Origin of the sequence: Affinundibacterium baiyunense (genome assembly GCF_018139645.1) — a bacterium.
In the GTDB taxonomy this organism is placed as follows: Bacteria; Pseudomonadota; Gammaproteobacteria; order Burkholderiales; family Burkholderiaceae_D; genus Undibacterium; species Undibacterium baiyunense.
The window spans coordinates 1-17,402 of record NZ_JAGSPM010000008.1; the positions used below are offsets into that span (position 1 = coordinate 1).

Annotated in this window: 14 protein-coding genes and 1 tRNA gene; all 15 read left to right on the forward strand. The window is 46.0% G+C overall.

What is annotated here, in order from left to right:
• A partial coding sequence (locus KDM92_RS13215) for an EF-Tu C-terminal domain-related protein (RefSeq protein ID WP_456243385.1) occupies positions 1 to 124 on the forward strand: 124 nt, incomplete at its 5' end.
• Between the two features lie 70 nt (positions 125 to 194).
• Positions 195 to 270, forward strand: a tRNA-Trp gene (locus KDM92_RS13220).
• A 36-nt stretch (positions 271 to 306) separates the two neighbouring features.
• Positions 307 to 687 (forward strand): preprotein translocase subunit SecE, encoded by a 381-nt coding sequence (gene secE / locus KDM92_RS13225; RefSeq protein WP_189347194.1) that lies wholly within the window; start codon positions 307 to 309, stop codon positions 685 to 687.
• The gene (gene nusG / locus KDM92_RS13230; RefSeq protein WP_212684945.1) at positions 687 to 1,292 is read left to right on the forward strand and encodes a transcription termination/antitermination protein NusG; all 606 of its coding nucleotides are present in this window, start codon (positions 687 to 689) and stop codon (positions 1,290 to 1,292) included. Before secE ends, nusG begins: the two co-directional genes overlap by 1 nt.
• 124 nt (positions 1,293 to 1,416) lie before the next feature.
• Positions 1,417 to 1,848 (forward strand): 50S ribosomal protein L11, encoded by a 432-nt coding sequence (gene rplK / locus KDM92_RS13235; protein ID WP_186891709.1) that lies wholly within the window; start codon positions 1,417 to 1,419, stop codon positions 1,846 to 1,848.
• Positions 1,848 to 2,543, forward strand: coding sequence for a 50S ribosomal protein L1 (rplA, locus tag KDM92_RS13240; RefSeq protein ID WP_212684946.1), 696 nt, complete (start codon positions 1,848 to 1,850; stop codon positions 2,541 to 2,543). Before rplK ends, rplA begins: the two co-directional genes overlap by 1 nt.
• A gap of 306 nt (positions 2,544 to 2,849) precedes the next feature.
• Positions 2,850 to 3,347: a 50S ribosomal protein L10 gene (gene rplJ, locus KDM92_RS13245; RefSeq protein ID WP_189347197.1), complete on the forward strand. Its 498-nt coding sequence runs from the start codon at positions 2,850 to 2,852 to the stop codon at positions 3,345 to 3,347.
• 73 nt (positions 3,348 to 3,420) lie between these two features.
• On the forward strand, positions 3,421 to 3,795 hold the full coding sequence (gene rplL / locus KDM92_RS13250; RefSeq protein WP_189347198.1) for a 50S ribosomal protein L7/L12: 375 nt from the start codon (positions 3,421 to 3,423) through the stop codon (positions 3,793 to 3,795).
• A gap of 267 nt (positions 3,796 to 4,062) precedes the next feature.
• Entirely contained in the window at positions 4,063 to 8,169 is a 4,107-nt protein-coding gene (gene rpoB / locus KDM92_RS13255; RefSeq protein ID WP_212684947.1) for a DNA-directed RNA polymerase subunit beta, read from the forward strand.
• Positions 8,170 to 8,423: 254 nt separating this feature from the next.
• A complete protein-coding gene (rpoC, locus tag KDM92_RS13260) occupies positions 8,424 to 12,656 on the forward strand; it encodes a DNA-directed RNA polymerase subunit beta' (RefSeq protein WP_189347200.1) in 4,233 nt (1,410 codons plus the stop codon).
• Between the two features lie 122 nt (positions 12,657 to 12,778).
• On the forward strand, positions 12,779 to 13,585 hold the full coding sequence (locus KDM92_RS13265; RefSeq protein WP_329603159.1) for a biotin--[acetyl-CoA-carboxylase] ligase: 807 nt from the start codon (positions 12,779 to 12,781) through the stop codon (positions 13,583 to 13,585).
• 60 nt (positions 13,586 to 13,645) lie between these two features.
• Positions 13,646 to 14,443, forward strand: coding sequence for a type III pantothenate kinase (locus tag KDM92_RS13270; protein WP_212684948.1), 798 nt, complete (start codon positions 13,646 to 13,648; stop codon positions 14,441 to 14,443).
• 33 nt (positions 14,444 to 14,476) lie between these two features.
• Positions 14,477 to 15,148: an SPOR domain-containing protein gene (locus KDM92_RS13275; protein ID WP_212684949.1), complete on the forward strand. Its 672-nt coding sequence runs from the start codon at positions 14,477 to 14,479 to the stop codon at positions 15,146 to 15,148.
• A 51-nt stretch (positions 15,149 to 15,199) separates the two neighbouring features.
• Positions 15,200 to 16,012 carry an N-formylglutamate deformylase gene (hutG, locus tag KDM92_RS13280; protein WP_438947469.1) on the forward strand — a complete coding sequence of 271 codons (813 nt, stop codon included), beginning with the start codon at positions 15,200 to 15,202 and terminating at the stop codon, positions 16,010 to 16,012.
• Between the two features lie 4 nt (positions 16,013 to 16,016).
• Positions 16,017 to 17,381, forward strand: coding sequence for a formimidoylglutamate deiminase (locus tag KDM92_RS13285; protein ID WP_212684951.1), 1,365 nt, complete (start codon positions 16,017 to 16,019; stop codon positions 17,379 to 17,381).
• Positions 17,382 to 17,402: the final 21 nt, after the last annotated feature.

A 17,402-nucleotide genomic window follows, 5' to 3' on the forward strand; every position in this document is an offset into this window, starting at 1 on the left:
TGATAACGTATCTATCACTGTTAAGTTGATCAACCCGATCGCGATGGAAGAAGGCTTGCGCTTCGCTATCCGTGAAGGTGGTCGTACTGTTGGTGCTGGTGTTGTTGCTAAAATCATCGAGTAATATCGCAGTTCTCAAGTAAAAATGGCGATCCGAATGGATCGCTGTTTTTGCTTACCAAGTTCTTAGTTGTAGGGGTGTAGCTCAATTGGCAGAGCGACGGTCTCCAAAACCGTAGGCTGGGGGTTCGATTCCCTCCGCCCCTGCCACCATCAAGGCCAAAAGGCATCGAAAGCAAATTAAGCATGTCTAACCAAACCGTTCAAACTGTAAGTACATCTAGTGATAAGTACAAAATCGTTTTGGCGATTATTGCTGCGATCGCTGGTGTGGTCGCATTTTATGTTCTTGCGGGTCAGCCGAAATATGTTCGTCTAGGTGCCTTATTTGGTGGTATCGCATTGGCTGTTGTTTTGGTATTTATTTCTGAAACAGGTCGTGAATTGGTGTCCTTTGCGAAGGAGTCAATTCGTGAGGCGAAGAAAGTGGTTTGGCCTACTCGAAAAGAAGCAGGGCAAATGACAGCAGTAGTGTTTGGGTTTGTTTTAATTATGGCGATATTCCTGTTTACTACTGATAAAGTTCTTGAATATTTGATTATGAATGTAATTCTTGGGCTTAAATAATGAGCGAACAAACCTCAGAAAAAAATGTGGAGAATACACCAGAGCTGGACTCTGGTGTTTCTGTCCCTAAAAGCGCAAAAAAATGGTATGCGGTTCACGCCTATTCCGGTATGGAAAAGAGTGTTCAACGTGCATTGATAGAGCGCATTGAGCGCGCTGAAATGCAAGATATGTTTGGACAGATTTTAGTTCCAACCGAAGAAGTTATTGAAGTAAAGAATGGTAAGAAAAGTGTTACTGAGCGTCGTTTGTTTCCAAGCTATGTTTTTGTAGAAATGGAAATGACAGATGATACTTGGCACTTGGTTAAGAATACTAGTAAGGTAACTGGATTTATCGGCGGTAAATCGAATAAGCCCGCTCCTATTCCACGTCACGAAATCGAAAAAGTTCTGCAGCAAGTTCAAGATGGTGTTGAAAAGCCAAGGCCAAAAGTGCTGTATGAGGTTGGTGAAGTTGTTCGAATCAAAGAAGGTCCATTTACTGATTTCAACGGCAATGTTGAAGAAGTTAATTACGGTAAATCGAAAGTGCGCGTTAATGTAACAATTTTTGGTCGCGCAACACCAGTTGACTTGGAATTTGCCCAGGTTGAGAAAGTTTAAGTAGTTCGATGTTGTAAGCGGGGCTAGCGCCGTGTAGAAATACAAAGCTAGTGAAAAAGCGAGGAGCCTGTTGCTCGGTTATCTGAACAAAAGGCGCTACCACTCAATCATAGAAGGAGCCATCATGGCAAAGAAAATTATTGGTTTTATCAAGCTGCAAGTGCCAGCTGGTAAAGCAAATCCATCCCCACCAATCGGTCCAGCATTGGGTCAACGTGGTTTGAATATCATGGAATTCTGCAAAGCGTTTAACGCGCAGACTCAAGGTATGGAACCAGGTATGCCAATTCCAGTTGTGATCACCGCATTTGCTGATAAGTCTTTCACATTCGTGATGAAGACGCCGCCAGCAACATACATGATCAAAAAAGCAGCTGGTATTACTAAAGGTTCTGCTAAACCACATACAGACAAGGTTGGCAAAATCACTCGTGCACAAGCCGAAGAAATCGCAACAGTTAAGCAAAAAGATTTGACTGCAGCTGATATGGAAGCAGCCGTGCGTACAATCGCAGGTTCCGCTCGTTCCATGGGCATCACGGTGGAGGGTCTGTAATGGCTAAGTTATCTAAAAGAGCAAAATTGCTGAAAACAAAAGTAGATCGTTTGAAAGTGTATCCATTTGATAACGCTATTGCGTTGATCAAAGAATGCGCAACTGCAAAATTCAACGAATCTATCGACGTTTCCGTTCAACTCGGTGTTGATCCTAAGAAATCTGACCAAGTTGTTCGTGGCGCGGTTGTATTGCCAGCTGGTACAGGTAAAACAGTTCGCGTAGCGGTATTCGCACAAGGCGCAAAAGCTGAAGAAGCGAAAGCAGCTGGTGCAGATATCGTTGGTATGGAAGATTTGGCAGAGCGCGTTAAAGCTGGCGATATGCCATTTGACGTTGTGATTGCTTCTCCAGACACAATGCGTATCGTTGGTACTTTGGGTCAAGTTTTGGGTCCACGCGGTTTGATGCCGAATCCAAAAGTTGGCACAGTAACGCCTGACGTTGCTACAGCGGTTAAAAATGCTAAAGCTGGTCAAGTTCAATACCGTACAGACAAAGCAGGTATTATCCATACAACAATTGGTCGTAAATCTTTCGCTGATGGCGATTTGAAAGCGAACTTGTTGGCTTTGATCGACGCTTTGAATAAAGCTAAGCCAGCGACAAGTAAAGGTGTTTATCTGCGTAAAGTTTCTATCTCATCCACGATGGGTGCAGGTGTGCGCGTAGATCACGTGAATTTGTCTGCGTAATAAATAGTAAAAATTAAGTCCACTCATCATTGGTGAGTGGCGCATCTTTGGGCTGTTTGTGATTAATTGCTTTGGTAATAAAGCAAACAGAGTGTCAAAGACCGTTGGGCTTTTTAAATATGTTTAAAAAGTTAATTGTTGAGAAGCGATTCTCGATGCCCAGCGCAGATGGTGTACCCGAACAAGTTTTGTAGTGACCACTGCTAACCCAGTGAAGCTCCTAACTTCGGACGCCGTGTTCGAAACGATATGAGGGAAATGCATCATTGTGGTGTATCGACTGAATATCATTAATGGAGGTTGACCGTGAGTCTCAATCTGAATGACAAAAAGGCTGTCGTCGCTGAAGTCTCTGCAAAAGTAGCAACTGCGCAGACTATCGTCGTAGCTGAATACCGTGGCATCCAGGTCGGTCATTTGACGCAATTGCGTGCACAAGCACGTGCTCAAGGCGTATACATGCGCGTGTTGAAAAACACACTCGCACGTCGCGCTGTAGAGGGTACTGCGTTTGCAAGCCTGGCTAACGAAATGACAGGTCCGTTGATCTATGCGATCTCGGATGATGCTGTTGCTGCTGCTAAAGTCGTTAATGACTTCGCAAAAGGCAATGACAAGTTAGTCGTTAAAGCTGGTAACTATGCTGGTAAGTCTTTGGACAAAGCTGGTGTTGTTGCGTTGGCAAGCATCCCAAGCCGCGAAGTACTGTTGGCACAATTGTTAGGCATGATGCAGGCACCTGTATCCGGCTTCGCACGTGGCCTCGCAGCTTTGGCAGCGAAAAAAGAAGCAGAAGCTGCTTAATCGCTTATTAGTGAACAGCTGACGTTTCCGTCAAATACTGAATCGATGTTTTTTAAAAAATTAGGAGTTTCAAATGGCAATTAGTAAAGAAGATATCTTGGAAGCCGTAGGCGCGATGTCCGTAATGGACTTGAACGACTTGGTTAAAGCTTTCGAAGAAAAATTCGGCGTTTCTGCAGCTGCAATGGCGGTTGCTGGTCCAGCAGCTGGCGGCGGTGCTGCAGCAGCTGAAGAGCAAACAGAATTCACAGTAGTTCTGGCTGAAGCTGGAGCAAACAAAGTTAGCGTTATTAAAGCAGTTCGCGAAATCACAGGTTTGGGCTTGAAAGAAGCTAAAGATCTCGTTGATGGCGCACCAAAAGCAGTTAAAGAAGGCGTTTCAAAAGCTGACGCTGAAGCTGCTAAGAAGAAATTGGAAGAAGCTGGCGCGAAAGTTGACGTTAAGTAATTCCGTGTTATACTGGCGGACTTTCGAGTTTGCCTAAGTCAAAGTAAGGAATCTTCTTGCAAGAGAAGGTTCCTCTTTGGCTTCTCTGTCGTTCTCGCGGCAGAATTGTTGGTTCATTGTAGTTTGTTGAAATTTCCTAAGCCGAATCTCTTAAGGTGAGGGCTGAGACTTGAGGTTTCTTGATGGTTTTTCTTGTCGTGTCATTTAACTGGAAAAAAGTTTTGAAATCTGAATTCTCCATCCTTCCTTGCCACTCACGGAGTGTCCATGCACTACTCATTTACTGAGAAGAAGCGCATTCGTAAATCATTTGCGAAACGCGCTAACGTCCACAACGTTCCGTTCCTGCTGGCGACCCAGCTCGAGTCATATTTGGGCTTTTTGCAAGCCGACAAAGCACCGTCTGCGCGCAAAAATGAGGGCTTGCAGTCAGCCTTCACGTCCATTTTCCCGATCGTGTCGCACAATGGGTTCGCTCGTTTAGAATTTCTATCCTACGTTTTAGGCGATCCAGCCTTTGACGTCAAGGAATGTCAATTGCGCGGTTTGACATTTGCATCTCCTTTGCGTGCAAAAGTGCGGTTGGTGATTCTCGATAAAGAATCTCCAACCAAGCCTGTCGTTAAAGAAATGAAAGAACAAGAAGTGTATATGGGTGAATTGCCACTCATGACGACCACTGGTTCTTTCGTGATCAACGGTACTGAGCGTGTTATCGTTTCTCAGTTGCACCGTTCGCCTGGTGTGTTCTTCGAACACGATCGCGGCAAGACACATTCATCTGGTAAGTTGTTGTTCTCGGCTCGTATCATTCCTTACCGTGGTTCATGGTTGGATTTTGAATTCGATCCAAAAGACATTCTGTTCTTCCGTATTGACCGTCGTCGTAAGATGCCAGTCACGATCTTGTTGCGTGCGATCGGCATGACCAACGAACAGATCTTGGCGAACTTCTTTGTATTCGATAACTTCTCATTGCATAGCGATGGCGCAGAAATGGAATTCGTTTCTGAACGTCTGCGCGGTGAAGTTGCACGCTTCGATATCTCCGATAAGTCTGGTAAGTTGATCGTCGCTAAAGACAAGCGTATCAATTCCAAGCATGTGCGTGAAATTGAATCTGCTGGCATCAAGATGATTTCTGTGCCTGAAGACTATTTGCTCGGTCGCGTATTGGCGAAAAATATCGTTGATGCGGATACTGGCGAAGTCGTTGCGAATGCAAATGATGAGTTGACAGAAGAATTGTTGGCGAAATTGCGTGATGCAAAAGTCACTGATATTCAAACTTTGTACACCAATGATCTCGATCAAGGTGCATACATCTCTCAAACTTTGCGTGCAGATGATACCGCTGACCAAATGGCAGCGCGTGTTGCGATCTACCGCATGATGCGTCCTGGTGAACCGCCAACAGAAGATTCTGTTGAGGCATTGTTTAACGGTTTGTTCTACAACGAAGATCGTTACGATTTGTCCGCAGTAGGTCGTATGAAATTCAATCGCCGTATTGGTCGCGATGAATTGACTGGTGCGATGACTTTGTCTGATGACGATATTTTGTCCGTAATTAAGATCTTGGTTGAGTTGCGCAATGGTCGCGGCGAAGTCGATGATATCGATCACTTGGGTAATCGTCGTGTACGTTGTGTTGGTGAATTGGCTGAGAACCAATTCCGTGCCGGTTTGGTACGTGTTGAACGTGCTGTCAAAGAACGCTTGGGTCAAGCCGAAGCAGACAACTTGATGCCGCACGATTTGATCAACTCTAAGCCTATCTCTGCAGCAATCCGCGAGTTCTTCGGTTCTTCACAATTGTCTCAGTTTATGGATCAAACTAACCCATTGTCAGAGATCACGCATAAGCGTCGAATTTCCGCATTGGGACCTGGTGGTTTGACACGTGAACGTGCTGGCTTTGAAGTACGTGACGTTCATCCAACTCACTACGGTCGTGTATGTCCGATTGAAACACCAGAGGGTCCAAACATTGGTTTGATTAACTCTTTGGCTTTGTATGCGCGTTTGAACGAATATGGTTTCTTGGAAACACCATACCGCAAAGTTATCGACGGCAAGATCACGAATCAGATCGATTACTTGTCCGCAATTGAAGAAGGTCGTTACATCATCGCTCAGGCGAATGCAACGATTGATGCGAATGGTAGTTTGTGCGACGAATTGGTTTCATCTCGTCAAGCTGGCGAAACAATTTTGGTTTCACCAGAGCGCGTTCAATACATGGACGTTGCTACCGGTCAGGTGGTTTCTGTTGCAGCATCCCTGATTCCATTCTTGGAACACGATGATGCGAACCGTGCGTTGATGGGTGCCAACATGCAACGTCAAGCAGTTCCTTGCTTGCGTCCAGAAAAGGCATTCGTCGGTACAGGTATCGAACGCACGGTAGCTGTCGACTCCGGTACCACAGTACAAGCATTGCGCGGTGGTAAAGTTGATTATATCGATGCAGGCCGTATCGTTATTCGTGTGAATGACGCGGAAGCGCAAGCGGGCGAAGTCGGTGTTGATATCTACAACTTGATTAAGTACACACGTTCTAACCAAAACACGAACATCAACCAACGTCCTATCGTCAAAGTTGGCGATATCGTAGCGAAGGGTGACGTGTTGGCTGACGGTGCATCAACAGATCTGGGAGAATTGGCGCTCGGTCAAAACATGTTGATCGCGTTTATGCCATGGAACGGCTATAACTTCGAAGATTCGATTTTGATCTCTGAAAAAGTGGTTGCGGATGACCGCTACACTTCCATTCATATCGAAGAATTATCTGCTGTAGCGCGTGATACGAAGTTGGGTGCAGAAGAAATCACGCGTGATATCTCTAACCTTGCTGAAAACCAATTAGCACGTCTGGATGAATCCGGTATCGTCTACATCGGTGCTGAAGTGACTGCAGGCGATACGCTGGTCGGTAAAGTAACGCCAAAAGGTGAAACGCAACTGACACCAGAAGAAAAACTCTTGCGTGCGATTTTCGGTGAAAAAGCTTCCGACGTTAAAGATACATCCCTGCGCGTGCCTTCAGGCATGGTTGGTACGGTTATCGACGTTCAAGTGTTCACACGTGAAGGTATCCAACGCGACAAGCGTGCGCAACAAATTATCGATGATGAATTGAAGCGCTATCGCCTCGATTTGAACGATCAGTTGCGTATTGTGGAAGGCGATGCCTTCGAACGTTTGCAACGTATGTTGGTTGGTAAAGTCGCCAACGGTGGTCCAAATAAATTGGCTAAAGGCGCGACGATTACTAAGGAATACTTAGCAGAAGTTGATAAGTACCATTGGTTCGATATTCGCCCAGCAGATGAAGACGCAGCACGTGCAATCGAAGCGATCAAAGATTCTATCGCTGAAAAACGTCACCAATTCGATTTAGCGTTTGAAGAAAAGCGTACGAAATTGACGCAAGGCGATGAGTTGCCACCAGGCGTACAAAAAATGGTTAAGGTTTACTTAGCCGTTAAACGTCGTTTGCAACCAGGTGACAAGATGGCGGGTCGTCACGGTAACAAGGGTGTGGTTTCACGCATTGTTCCGGTTGAAGATATGCCATACATGGCCGATGGTACACCAGCGGATATCGTGTTGAACCCATTGGGTGTTCCATCACGTATGAACGTGGGGCAGGTTTTGGAAGTTCACTTAGGTTGGGCAGCTAAAGGTCTTGGCTTGCGTATCGGCGAAATGTTGAACGCCAAAGCGAAAGTAGAAGAATTACGTGGTTTCTTGAAACAAATCTATAACGAATCTGGTAAGTCTGAAGATATCGATGGTTTGTCTGATGATGAAATCATGGAATTGACGTCTAACCTGAAAAAAGGTGTGCCGTTCGCAACCCCAGTGTTTGACGGTGCGCATGAGTCTGAAATTCGTCGCATGTTGGATTTGGCTTACCCAGATCCAATCGCGAAACAATTAGGTATGACGCCATCGAAGAATCAAGTGACTTTGTATGACGGTCGCACTGGTGAAGCGTTTGAACGTAATGTGACCGTTGGTTACATGCACGTCTTAAAATTGCATCACTTGGTTGATGACAAGATGCATGCACGTTCGACTGGTCCGTACTCTCTCGTGACACAACAACCATTGGGCGGTAAAGCACAATTCGGTGGTCAGCGTTTCGGTGAGATGGAGGTGTGGGCACTTGAAGCGTACGGTGCGTCTTATGTCTTGCAAGAGATGTTGACTGTGAAGTCCGATGACGTGAATGGTCGTACGAAAGTGTACGAAAATCTCGTTAAAGGTGATCACGTGATCGACGCTGGTATGCCAGAGTCCTTCAACGTTCTTGTTAAAGAGATTCGTTCTTTAGGTATCGATATCGATCTAGAGCGTAGTTGATTGGCACTTGATCTGTCTTTAATCAGATTTTAATTAGTAAATTGGTAGTAAACCTTCGCCCGAATTCATTTCGGGCGTTGGTCATTCAGATGGACTAACATTTTTTGTGTTTTTTGTTCCCGGTATTTTGCGGAACTTGGATCGACCAAGATGTCGAACAGGCTCTCCCGCTAATGCGAACAGGGTTAAACTTAAAGCAGATCAAATGCGTTCCATAAGCACAAGCGATTCAACACTTCACTGGAGTGCAATACATGAAAGCCCTGCTCGATCTATTCAAGCAAGTTCAGCCCAATGAACAATTCGACGCGATCAAAATTGGTCTCGCGTCTCCAGAAAAAATCCGTTCATGGTCCTATGGCGAAGTTAAAAAGCCAGAAACAATCAACTACCGTACGTTCAAGCCAGAGCGTGACGGTTTGTTCTGCGCGAAGATTTTTGGCCCAATTAAAGATTACGAATGCTTGTGCGGTAAATACAAGCGTTTGAAGCATCGCGGTGTGATCTGCGAAAAGTGCGGCGTTGAAGTGACTTTGGCGAAAGTGCGTCGTGAGCGCATGGGCCATATCGAGTTGGCTTCTCCAACAGCACATATCTGGTTCTTGAAATCCTTGCCTTCCCGTTTGGGTATGGTACTCGACATGACTTTGCGCGATATCGAACGCGTATTATATTTTGAAGCATACGTTGTGACTGATCCCGGCATGACTCCGCTGAAAAAATGCCAAATCATGTCTGAAGATGATTACGCAGCAAAATACGAAGAATATGGTGACGAGTTCACCGCATTCATGGGGGCAGAAGGTATCCGTGAATTGTTGCGCTCTATCGATATCGATCGTGATGCGGAAACTTTGCGTACAGAACTCAAAGAATCTAAATCTGAAGCGAAGATCAAGAAATATTCTAAGCGTTTGAAAGTATTGGAAGCCTTCCAACGTTCTGGTATCAAACCAGACTGGATGATCATGGAAGTGTTGCCAGTGTTGCCTCCAGAATTGCGTCCATTGGTACCATTGGATGGTGGTCGTTTTGCGACTTCCGATTTGAACGATTTGTATCGTCGCGTCATTAACCGTAATAACCGTTTGAAGCGCTTGATGGAATTGCGCGCTCCGGAAATCATTACGCGCAATGAAAAGCGTATGTTGCAAGAAGCGGTTGACTCCTTGTTAGACAATGGTCGTCGCGGTAAAGCAATGACTGGTGCAAACAAACGTCCTTTGAAATCTTTGGCAGAAATGATCAAAGGTAAGGGTGGTCGTTTCCGTCAAAACTTGTTGGGTAAACGCGTCGACTACTCTGGTCGTTCCGTTATCGTGGTTGGTCCACAACTGAAATTGCATCAATGCGGTTTGCCGAAGTTGATGGCCTTGGAATTGTTCAAACCATTCATTTTCAATAAATTGGAATTGATGGGCTTGGCAACAACGATCAAAGCAGCGAAGAAACTCGTTGAAATTCAAGAACCAGTCGTTTGGGATATCTTGGAAGAAGTGATCCGCGAACATCCTATCATGTTGAACCGTGCGCCTACTTTGCACCGTTTAGGTATTCAAGCGTTTGAACCAGTTTTGATTGAAGGTAAAGCGATCCAATTGCATCCACTCGTCTGCGCGGCATTCAATGCTGACTTCGACGGTGACCAAATGGCGGTTCACGTTCCTTTGTCTATCGAAGCGCAAATGGAAGCACGCACATTGATGCTCGCTTCTAACAATATTTTGTTCCCATCTAACGGTGAACCTTCTATTGTTCCTTCACAAGATATCGTTTTGGGTCTCTACTATGCAACGCGCGAAGCCATTAATGGTAAAGGCGAGGGCATGATGTTCCCAGACGTTTCTGAAGCAATTCGCGCTTGGGATAACAAAGAAGTGGAATTGGCCACACGTATCACAGTACGTATTACTGAATATCCAAAAGACAAAGCAACTGGTGAATTCGTTAAAACAGTTAAACGTTACGAAACCACGGTTGGTCGTGCGATCTTGTCTGAAATCTTGCCAAAAGGCTTGCCATTCTCAGTCTTGAATCGTCCTTTGAAGAAAAAAGAAATTTCTAAATTGATCGATACTTCCTTCCGTAAGTGCGGCTTGCGTGCGACGGTGGTATTTGCTGATCAATTGATGCAGTCTGGTTTCCGTTTGGCGACTCGTGCTGGTATTTCTATCTGTATCGACGATATGTTGGTACCGCCACAAAAAGTGACTTTGTTGGCGGCTGCTGAGCATGAAGTGAAACAAATCGAACAGCAATATGCATCCGGTTTGGTCACTGCAGGCGAACGTTACAATAAAGTGGTCGACATCTGGGGTAAAACAGGTGACGAAGTCGGCAAGGCGATGATGGAACAGCTCAAAGTTGAACCAGTAACACGTCGTGACGGCACACAAGGTACGCAAGAATCCTTCAACGCGATTTACATGATGGCTGACTCCGGTGCGCGTGGTTCTGCAGCACAGATTCGTCAGTTGGCAGGTATGCGTGGTCTGATGGCAAAACCAGACGGTTCCATTATTGAAACGCCGATTACGGCGAACTTCCGAGAAGGTTTGAACGTTCTCCAGTACTTTATTTCTACGCACGGTGCACGTAAAGGTTTGGCGGATACGGCGTTGAAGACAGCGAACTCTGGTTACTTGACACGTCGTTTGGTTGACGTTACGCAAGACTTGGTGGTCATCGAAGACGATTGCGGCACATCCAACGGTTCTTCAATGAAGGCGATCGTTGAGGGTGGTGAAGTGAACGTACCTTTGCGCGATTTGATCTTGGGTCGTGTTGCTGCGAACGATATCGTCAATCCAGAAACGCAAGAGACACTATACGCTGCTGGCACATTGCTTGACGAATTCATGGTTGAGGAAATCGAAGCCTTGGGCATCGACGAAGTGAAAGTACGTACACCATTGACATGTGACACACGCTACGGCTTGTGCGCAATGTGCTACGGTCGTGATTTGGGTCGTGGTAACTTGGTTAATGCGGGTGAATCTGTCGGTGTTATCGCTGCGCAGTCCATCGGTGAACCAGGTACACAGTTGACGATGCGTACCTTCCACATTGGTGGTGCGGCTTCTCGTGCAGCGATCGCTTCTTCTGTTGAAGCAAAATCCAACGGTACGATTCGTTTCACAGCGACGATGCGTTACGTGACGAACGGCAAAGGCGATCAAATCGTGATTTCCCGTTCTGGCGAAGTCTTGATCACGGATGATCATGGTCGTGAACGTGAACGTCATAAAGTACCTTACGGTGCAACCTTGATCGTAAAAGACGGCATGACGATCAAAGCCGGTACAGATTTGGCGACATGGGATCCATTGACACGTCCGATCATTACTGAATACACCGGTCAAGTGAAGTTTGAAAACGTCGAGGAAGGCGTTACTGTTGCTAAACAGGTTGATGATGTGACTGGTTTGTCCACATTGGTTGTTATCGATGCGAAACGTCGTGGTTCTGCGGGTGGTAAGAGCTTACGTCCACAAGTTAAATTGTTGAACGAAGCTGGTGAAGAAGTGAAAATTTCTGGCACTGAACACGCGGTAACGATTGGTTTCCAAGTTGGTGCTTTGATTACAGTGAAAGACGGTCAACAAGTTCACGTTGGTGAAGTATTGGCGCGTATCCCAACTGAATCACAAAAAACCCGTGATATTACCGGTGGTCTCCCACGTGTTGCTGAGTTGTTCGAAGCTCGTTCACCAAAAGACGCTGGTATGTTGGCAGAAGTGACTGGTACGGTTGCGTTTGGTAAAGAAACCAAAGGTAAGCAACGTCTGGAAATCACCGACATGGATGGTCAGAAACACGAGTTCTTGATCACCAAAGATAAACAAGTTTTGGTGCATGACGGTCAAGTTGTGAACAAAGGTGAGATGATTGTTGACGGCCCAGCTGATCCACAAGACATCTTGCGCTTGTTGGGTATCGAAGCGTTGGCACGATACATCGTTGACGAAGTGCAAGACGTTTATCGCTTACAAGGCGTTAAGATCAATGACAAGCACATTGAAGTAATCGTGCGTCAAATGTTGCGTCGTGTTGTGGTCGTGAATCCAGGTGATACTAACTACATCGTTGGTGAACAAGTTGAACGTTCAGATTTGTTGGGCGAAAACGATCGCGTAACAGCGGCGAATGGTATTCCAGCAACTTATGAAAATATCTTGTTGGGTATTACAAAAGCTTCCTTGTCGACAGATTCTTTCATCTCTGCCGCTTCCTTCCAAGAGACCACACGTGTTCTCACCGAAGCAGCGATCATGGGCAAGAAAGATACACTGCGCGGCTTGAAAGAGAACGTCATTGTTGGTCGTTTGATTCCAGCTGGTACAGGTCTCGCATACCACCGCGCTCGCAAGATGAAAGAATCTTGGGAAGCCGATGAACGTGCAGCCTTGTTAGCCGCTGAAAAAGAAATCTTTACTCCAGCTGCCGCTGAAGTAGTGGCAAGTGATGTAAATAACGACGAAGCTTAATGTAAATTTTGTGAGTCTGATTTAAGAAGACGGCACCGTAGAGTTTCTGCGGTGCCGTTTTTGTTTATCGACTTTTTGTTTGTCGAAGCTCATAGCAGATTTTGTTGAATAGGAAATGAAAAGTGTCAGTGCCTAAGCGTTTAGAATCCAATTTGATCGAGCAAGCTCTATATGAGTTAAATCGCGCAAGCGATTTTCCGCAGATATCGATCGAGGTTGTTGAGGAAACTGGCTCAACCAACGCAGATTTGATGCAGAGAGTAAAGAGCTTGCTTACGCCAACTTTGCTGGTGGCGAGGCATCAAACCGCAGGGCGAGGTCGAGCAGGACGCACATGGCTATCGACACCGGATGGGGTGTTAACTTTTTCACTTGCTTGGGAATTTCCTGCAGGTGCGCAATCAATGATGGGATTGCCCTTGGCAGTAGGGGTTGCGATTGCCGAGCGGTTACTACAGCTTGGTGTCCCTGTGCAGTTAAAGTGGCCCAATGACATTTTGCGAAATGGGAAAAAATTGGCAGGTATTTTGGTCGAATCTCAAGCAGGTCAGACGCAAAGTAGTTGGGCGGTGATTGGGATCGGACTTAATTTATCGGTACCAGCCGAATTGGAACGCGAAATCGGCCAGGAAGTGGCGGACGCTGCATGGTTGGCGCAAATGGATAGAAATCAATTGCTCGCGCAACTGCTGCAAGCATTACAAGTAGCTTTAACTGAATTCTCTTTGCAAGGATTTAGCGCCTTTGTAGAGCGATGGAATCGTCTGCACGCGCATACGCAACAAACGGTGGTGATTATGGAGCAGGGTGAAGTGCTGCATCAAGGCATAGCACTTGGTGTTGATGCTCTCGGTTGTTTGTTGTTGCAGACAGAGCAAGGTGAGCAAAGGATACATTCTGGTGATGTCTCTTTGCGACCTTTGCCGTAAAATGATTCATTTGCAAAATATCGCTGTGATGTAAATTCTAAAATGATAGATAAACCTCCCATGCTATTACTCATTGATGCCGGTAACACGCGCGTGAAGTGGGCATGTATCGCGCAAGATTTTGGTCAAGATGGATTACATTTTCCGCCAGCATGGGAAGCGACAGGCTCGGTTTCGCATCAGGGTTTTGAACAGTTCAGTCAAGCGATTGCACAATTTTCTATTGTTAGTTGTTTGATCTCAAATGTGGCGGGCGAGAGCTTGCAATCTGAGATCGAGCAACGCTTGCAAGTTTTGTTTCCGAGTTTGCCAATTCGACGTTTCCGCTCTCAAGCAATATGCGCAGGAGTACGCAATCATTATCTTGAACCGACTAAGTTAGGTTCAGATCGATTCGCATCAATGATCGCCGCACATACGCAATTTTGCGGTCAAGATTTGATCGTGGCAACGTGCGGTACTGCCACTACGATCGATGCGATCACCGCTAGTGGTGATTTTTTAGGTGGCATGATTTTGCCGGGCTTGCAGTTAATGGCTAGTTCGCTCGCTAAAAATACTGCGCAATTACCACAAATCGCCCAGCACACGGATATGCCAAGCTTATTTGCGACCCAAACCGATCAGGCGATCGCAAGTGGTTGTGTGCATGCGCAAATTGGTGCGATTTTATCTGCGGTAGCACGCTTCACTGAACAGTATCAACGTCAACCACAATTGTTGATTTCAGGTGGCGCTGCGCCTTACCTTCTTCCGCAATTGCGCCATGTGAAGAATTTACACTGGCAGCACGTAGAAAATCTAGTACTGACTGGTTTATGGATTGCCAGCCAAGCTGAGACAACCATTCATTCCTGATCCTCCCGATATTCCTGATAGAGACTTTCGATTATGTTGCGATTTTTTTTCTGGGCACTATTAATCATTAACGCAATTTTGCTATCGTTCAATTTTGGCTTGTTCGATAGTATGTTTGAAAATACACGCGAGCCTTTGCGAATGAAGGCAGAGAAGAATCCTGACAAAATCAAATTATTAAACGCGAATGAAGCACAGGATTTGATTGATGCGCAAACCAAGAAAGCGGAACCAATTTTAGCTTGCCTTGAAGTCTCTGGATTTACTGCTGCAGAGGGTAAAAGTTTTGATGAGAAATTGAAACCCTTAGCTTTGGCTGAGCGTTTAACCCGCACCGAGTTGGCTGAGGTTGCTACAAACATGGTGTACTTGCCTTCCTTGGGCAGTAAAGACGCAGCAGAAAAAAAAGCAGCACAACTTCGTAAGCTCGGTGTGACCGAATTCTATATCGTGCAGGATCAGACTCCTTTGCGTTGGGGCATTTCACTTGGTGTGTTTAAAACACCTGAAGCGGCAAAAACACATCTGGCAAATCTGGCAAAAAAAGGTTTGAAAGAAGCCAAACTAGCACCACGTAGCGTCAGCGCAGCGAAGATCAATTATCGTCTCGAAAATCTGAACGAAGAAGAGAAGCAAGCCATCATTCAGATTAAATCTGCGTTTCCACAAATTCAAAGTCAAGCATGCAAAAGCAGTAGTGAGTAGTCTGAATCTGTATTTTGCCTCGTTTTCACTGTTAACTTATTCTTCAAGATCATGATGTCCGCCGCATTTCATTTCAAACAGGGAACGGTTCCATTATTGGTTTCTATGCCGCACGTCGGCACCGAGATTCCAGAATCTGTATTAGCCCAACTTCATCCAATCGCGCAACAGAAGACCGATACCGATTGGCATTTACCCTTGCTGTACAACATGCTCGATGAACTTGGCGCATCGACTATTCAGGCCAAGTATTCACGTTATGTGATTGATTTAAACCGCCCCTCGGATGATATGAATCTGTATCCGGGACAAGATACGACGGGTCTTTGTCCGGTTGATACTTTCGCTAAAGAGCCGTTATACCGCAATGGTGTCGGCCCCGATGCGGCAGAGGTGCAAGAGCGTATTCAACGATATTGGCAGCCGTATCACCATCAATTGCAAACCGAACTCGCGCGTTTGCGTGAATTGCATGGCGCTGTGATTTTATGGGATGCACATTCTATTGCCTCTCAAGTGCCGAGATTTTTTGCAGGGAAATTACCTGATTTAAATTTTGGTACGGCCGATCAAAAATCATGTGATATCGGCTTGCAGCAAGCCTTGGCGGACTTGATGCAGCAAACAGTTACTCCGTATTCGTATGTATTTAATGGACGTTTTAAAGGTGGTCATATAACGCGCCATTACGGACAACCTGAGCAAGGTATTCATGCGGTGCAATTGGAGATGAGTCAATGCTTGTACATGAATGAGACGATGCCATACGAATATCGTGCTGATTTGGCACAGCAAGTTCAGCCTTTGCTCAGAAAATTATTAGCAGCTTGCCTGACGTGGGCACAGCGGACGACAGGACGGTAAGATCATGGTACAAACTTTATTTGCCAAGCAGGCTTTGTTGCCGTCCGGTTGGACCAGTGATGTACGTTTGCATTGGAACGACGATGGTAATTTATCGCAGATTGAAACTGCAGTAACAGCAGATCCGTACGAGCGCCAGTGTGGCTATGTTTCGCCTGGTATGACGAATCTTCATTCGCACGCGTTTCAAAGAGCGATGGCAGGAATGACGGAAGTGGCTGGTGAAGGACCCGATAGTTTTTGGACTTGGCGTGATCTCATGTATCGCTACGCGCTAGCGATCTCGCCAGAGCAAATGCAGGCGATCGCTGCGCAGTTATATTCAGAATGTTTACGTCATGGATATACCTCGGTGTGCGAGTTCCATTACGTGCATCGCGCACCTAATGGCGAGTTTTATAGCGATATCGCAGAGACTGCGCGTCAAGTAATTGCAGGTGCGCAGCAAACTGGTATAGGCATTACGATGCTGCCTGTTCTATACAGTTATGCCGATTTCAAGCAACTCCCTTTGCGCGAAGATCAACGACGTTTCAATACCAATGTCGAGCAAATTTTGCGCATCATCGAATCGCTAGAAAATCAGCGCAATGCGCAAACTGAGGTTGGCGTTGCACCACATTCTTTGCGTGCCGCCAGTACGGATCAAATTCGCGACGTCGTGGCGGGCTTGGCTGTAGATCGGCCGATTCATATTCATATCGCTGAGCAGATGCGCGAAGTCAATGCCTGCTTAGCCGCGACCGGTAAGCGCCCCGTGGAATTATTGTTTGATACGCAAACCGTTGATGCGCGCTGGTGTTTAGTGCATGCCACGCATTTGAATGCACATGAGGTAGCGAACATGGCTGCCAGTCAATCTGTTGCTGGTATTTGTACTTCAACTGAGGGGAATTTAGGCGATGGATTTTTTGAATTGCCAGACTACATTGCAGCGCAAGGACGTTTTGGTATTGGTACAGACAGTCACGCGTCGCAAAGCGTGGTCGAAGAAATTCGTTGGCTTGAGTATGGCCAACGATTGAAAATGCAAGGACGTAATATCGCAAGCGTTAAAGGTCAAAGACGCGTTGCTGATTTTTTGTGGCAGCAATGTTTGCTTGGTGGTGCGCAAGCTTCTGGGCGTGCAGTAGGTGCGCTAGAAGTGGGTAAACGTGCTGACATGATTATTTTTGATGATCAACATCCGAATTTGCAATGTAGTTCGGTGGACGATGTTTTGAGTAGCGTCGTATTTACGGGCAATGACAATTTGATTCGCGACGTTTTTGTTGGAGGACAATGCGTAGTAGAAAATGGCAAGCATCGAAATCAAGCCGAAATCAACGCAAACTACATCGCCTGCATGAAACAATTGCGACAGCTATAAAAAGATGTTTGGTCCGAAGTG

Coding starts and splice junctions, on each gene's coding strand:
- KDM92_RS13275 (WP_212684949.1), top strand. CDS start 14,477: ATGTTGCGATTTTTTTTCTGGGCACTATTAATCATTAACGCAATTTTG.
- rpoC (WP_189347200.1), top strand. CDS start 8,424: ATGAAAGCCCTGCTCGATCTATTCAAGCAAGTTCAGCCCAATGAACAA.
- rplL (WP_189347198.1), top strand. CDS start 3,421: ATGGCAATTAGTAAAGAAGATATCTTGGAAGCCGTAGGCGCGATGTCC.
- KDM92_RS13270 (WP_212684948.1), top strand. CDS start 13,646: ATGCTATTACTCATTGATGCCGGTAACACGCGCGTGAAGTGGGCATGT.
- rplK (WP_186891709.1), top strand. CDS start 1,417: ATGGCAAAGAAAATTATTGGTTTTATCAAGCTGCAAGTGCCAGCTGGT.
- secE (WP_189347194.1), top strand. CDS start 307: ATGTCTAACCAAACCGTTCAAACTGTAAGTACATCTAGTGATAAGTAC.
- nusG (WP_212684945.1), top strand. CDS start 687: ATGAGCGAACAAACCTCAGAAAAAAATGTGGAGAATACACCAGAGCTG.
- rpoB (WP_212684947.1), top strand. CDS start 4,063: ATGCACTACTCATTTACTGAGAAGAAGCGCATTCGTAAATCATTTGCG.
- rplA (WP_212684946.1), top strand. CDS start 1,848: ATGGCTAAGTTATCTAAAAGAGCAAAATTGCTGAAAACAAAAGTAGAT.
- KDM92_RS13285 (WP_212684951.1), top strand. CDS start 16,017: ATGGTACAAACTTTATTTGCCAAGCAGGCTTTGTTGCCGTCCGGTTGG.
- hutG (WP_438947469.1), top strand. CDS start 15,200: ATGATGTCCGCCGCATTTCATTTCAAACAGGGAACGGTTCCATTATTG.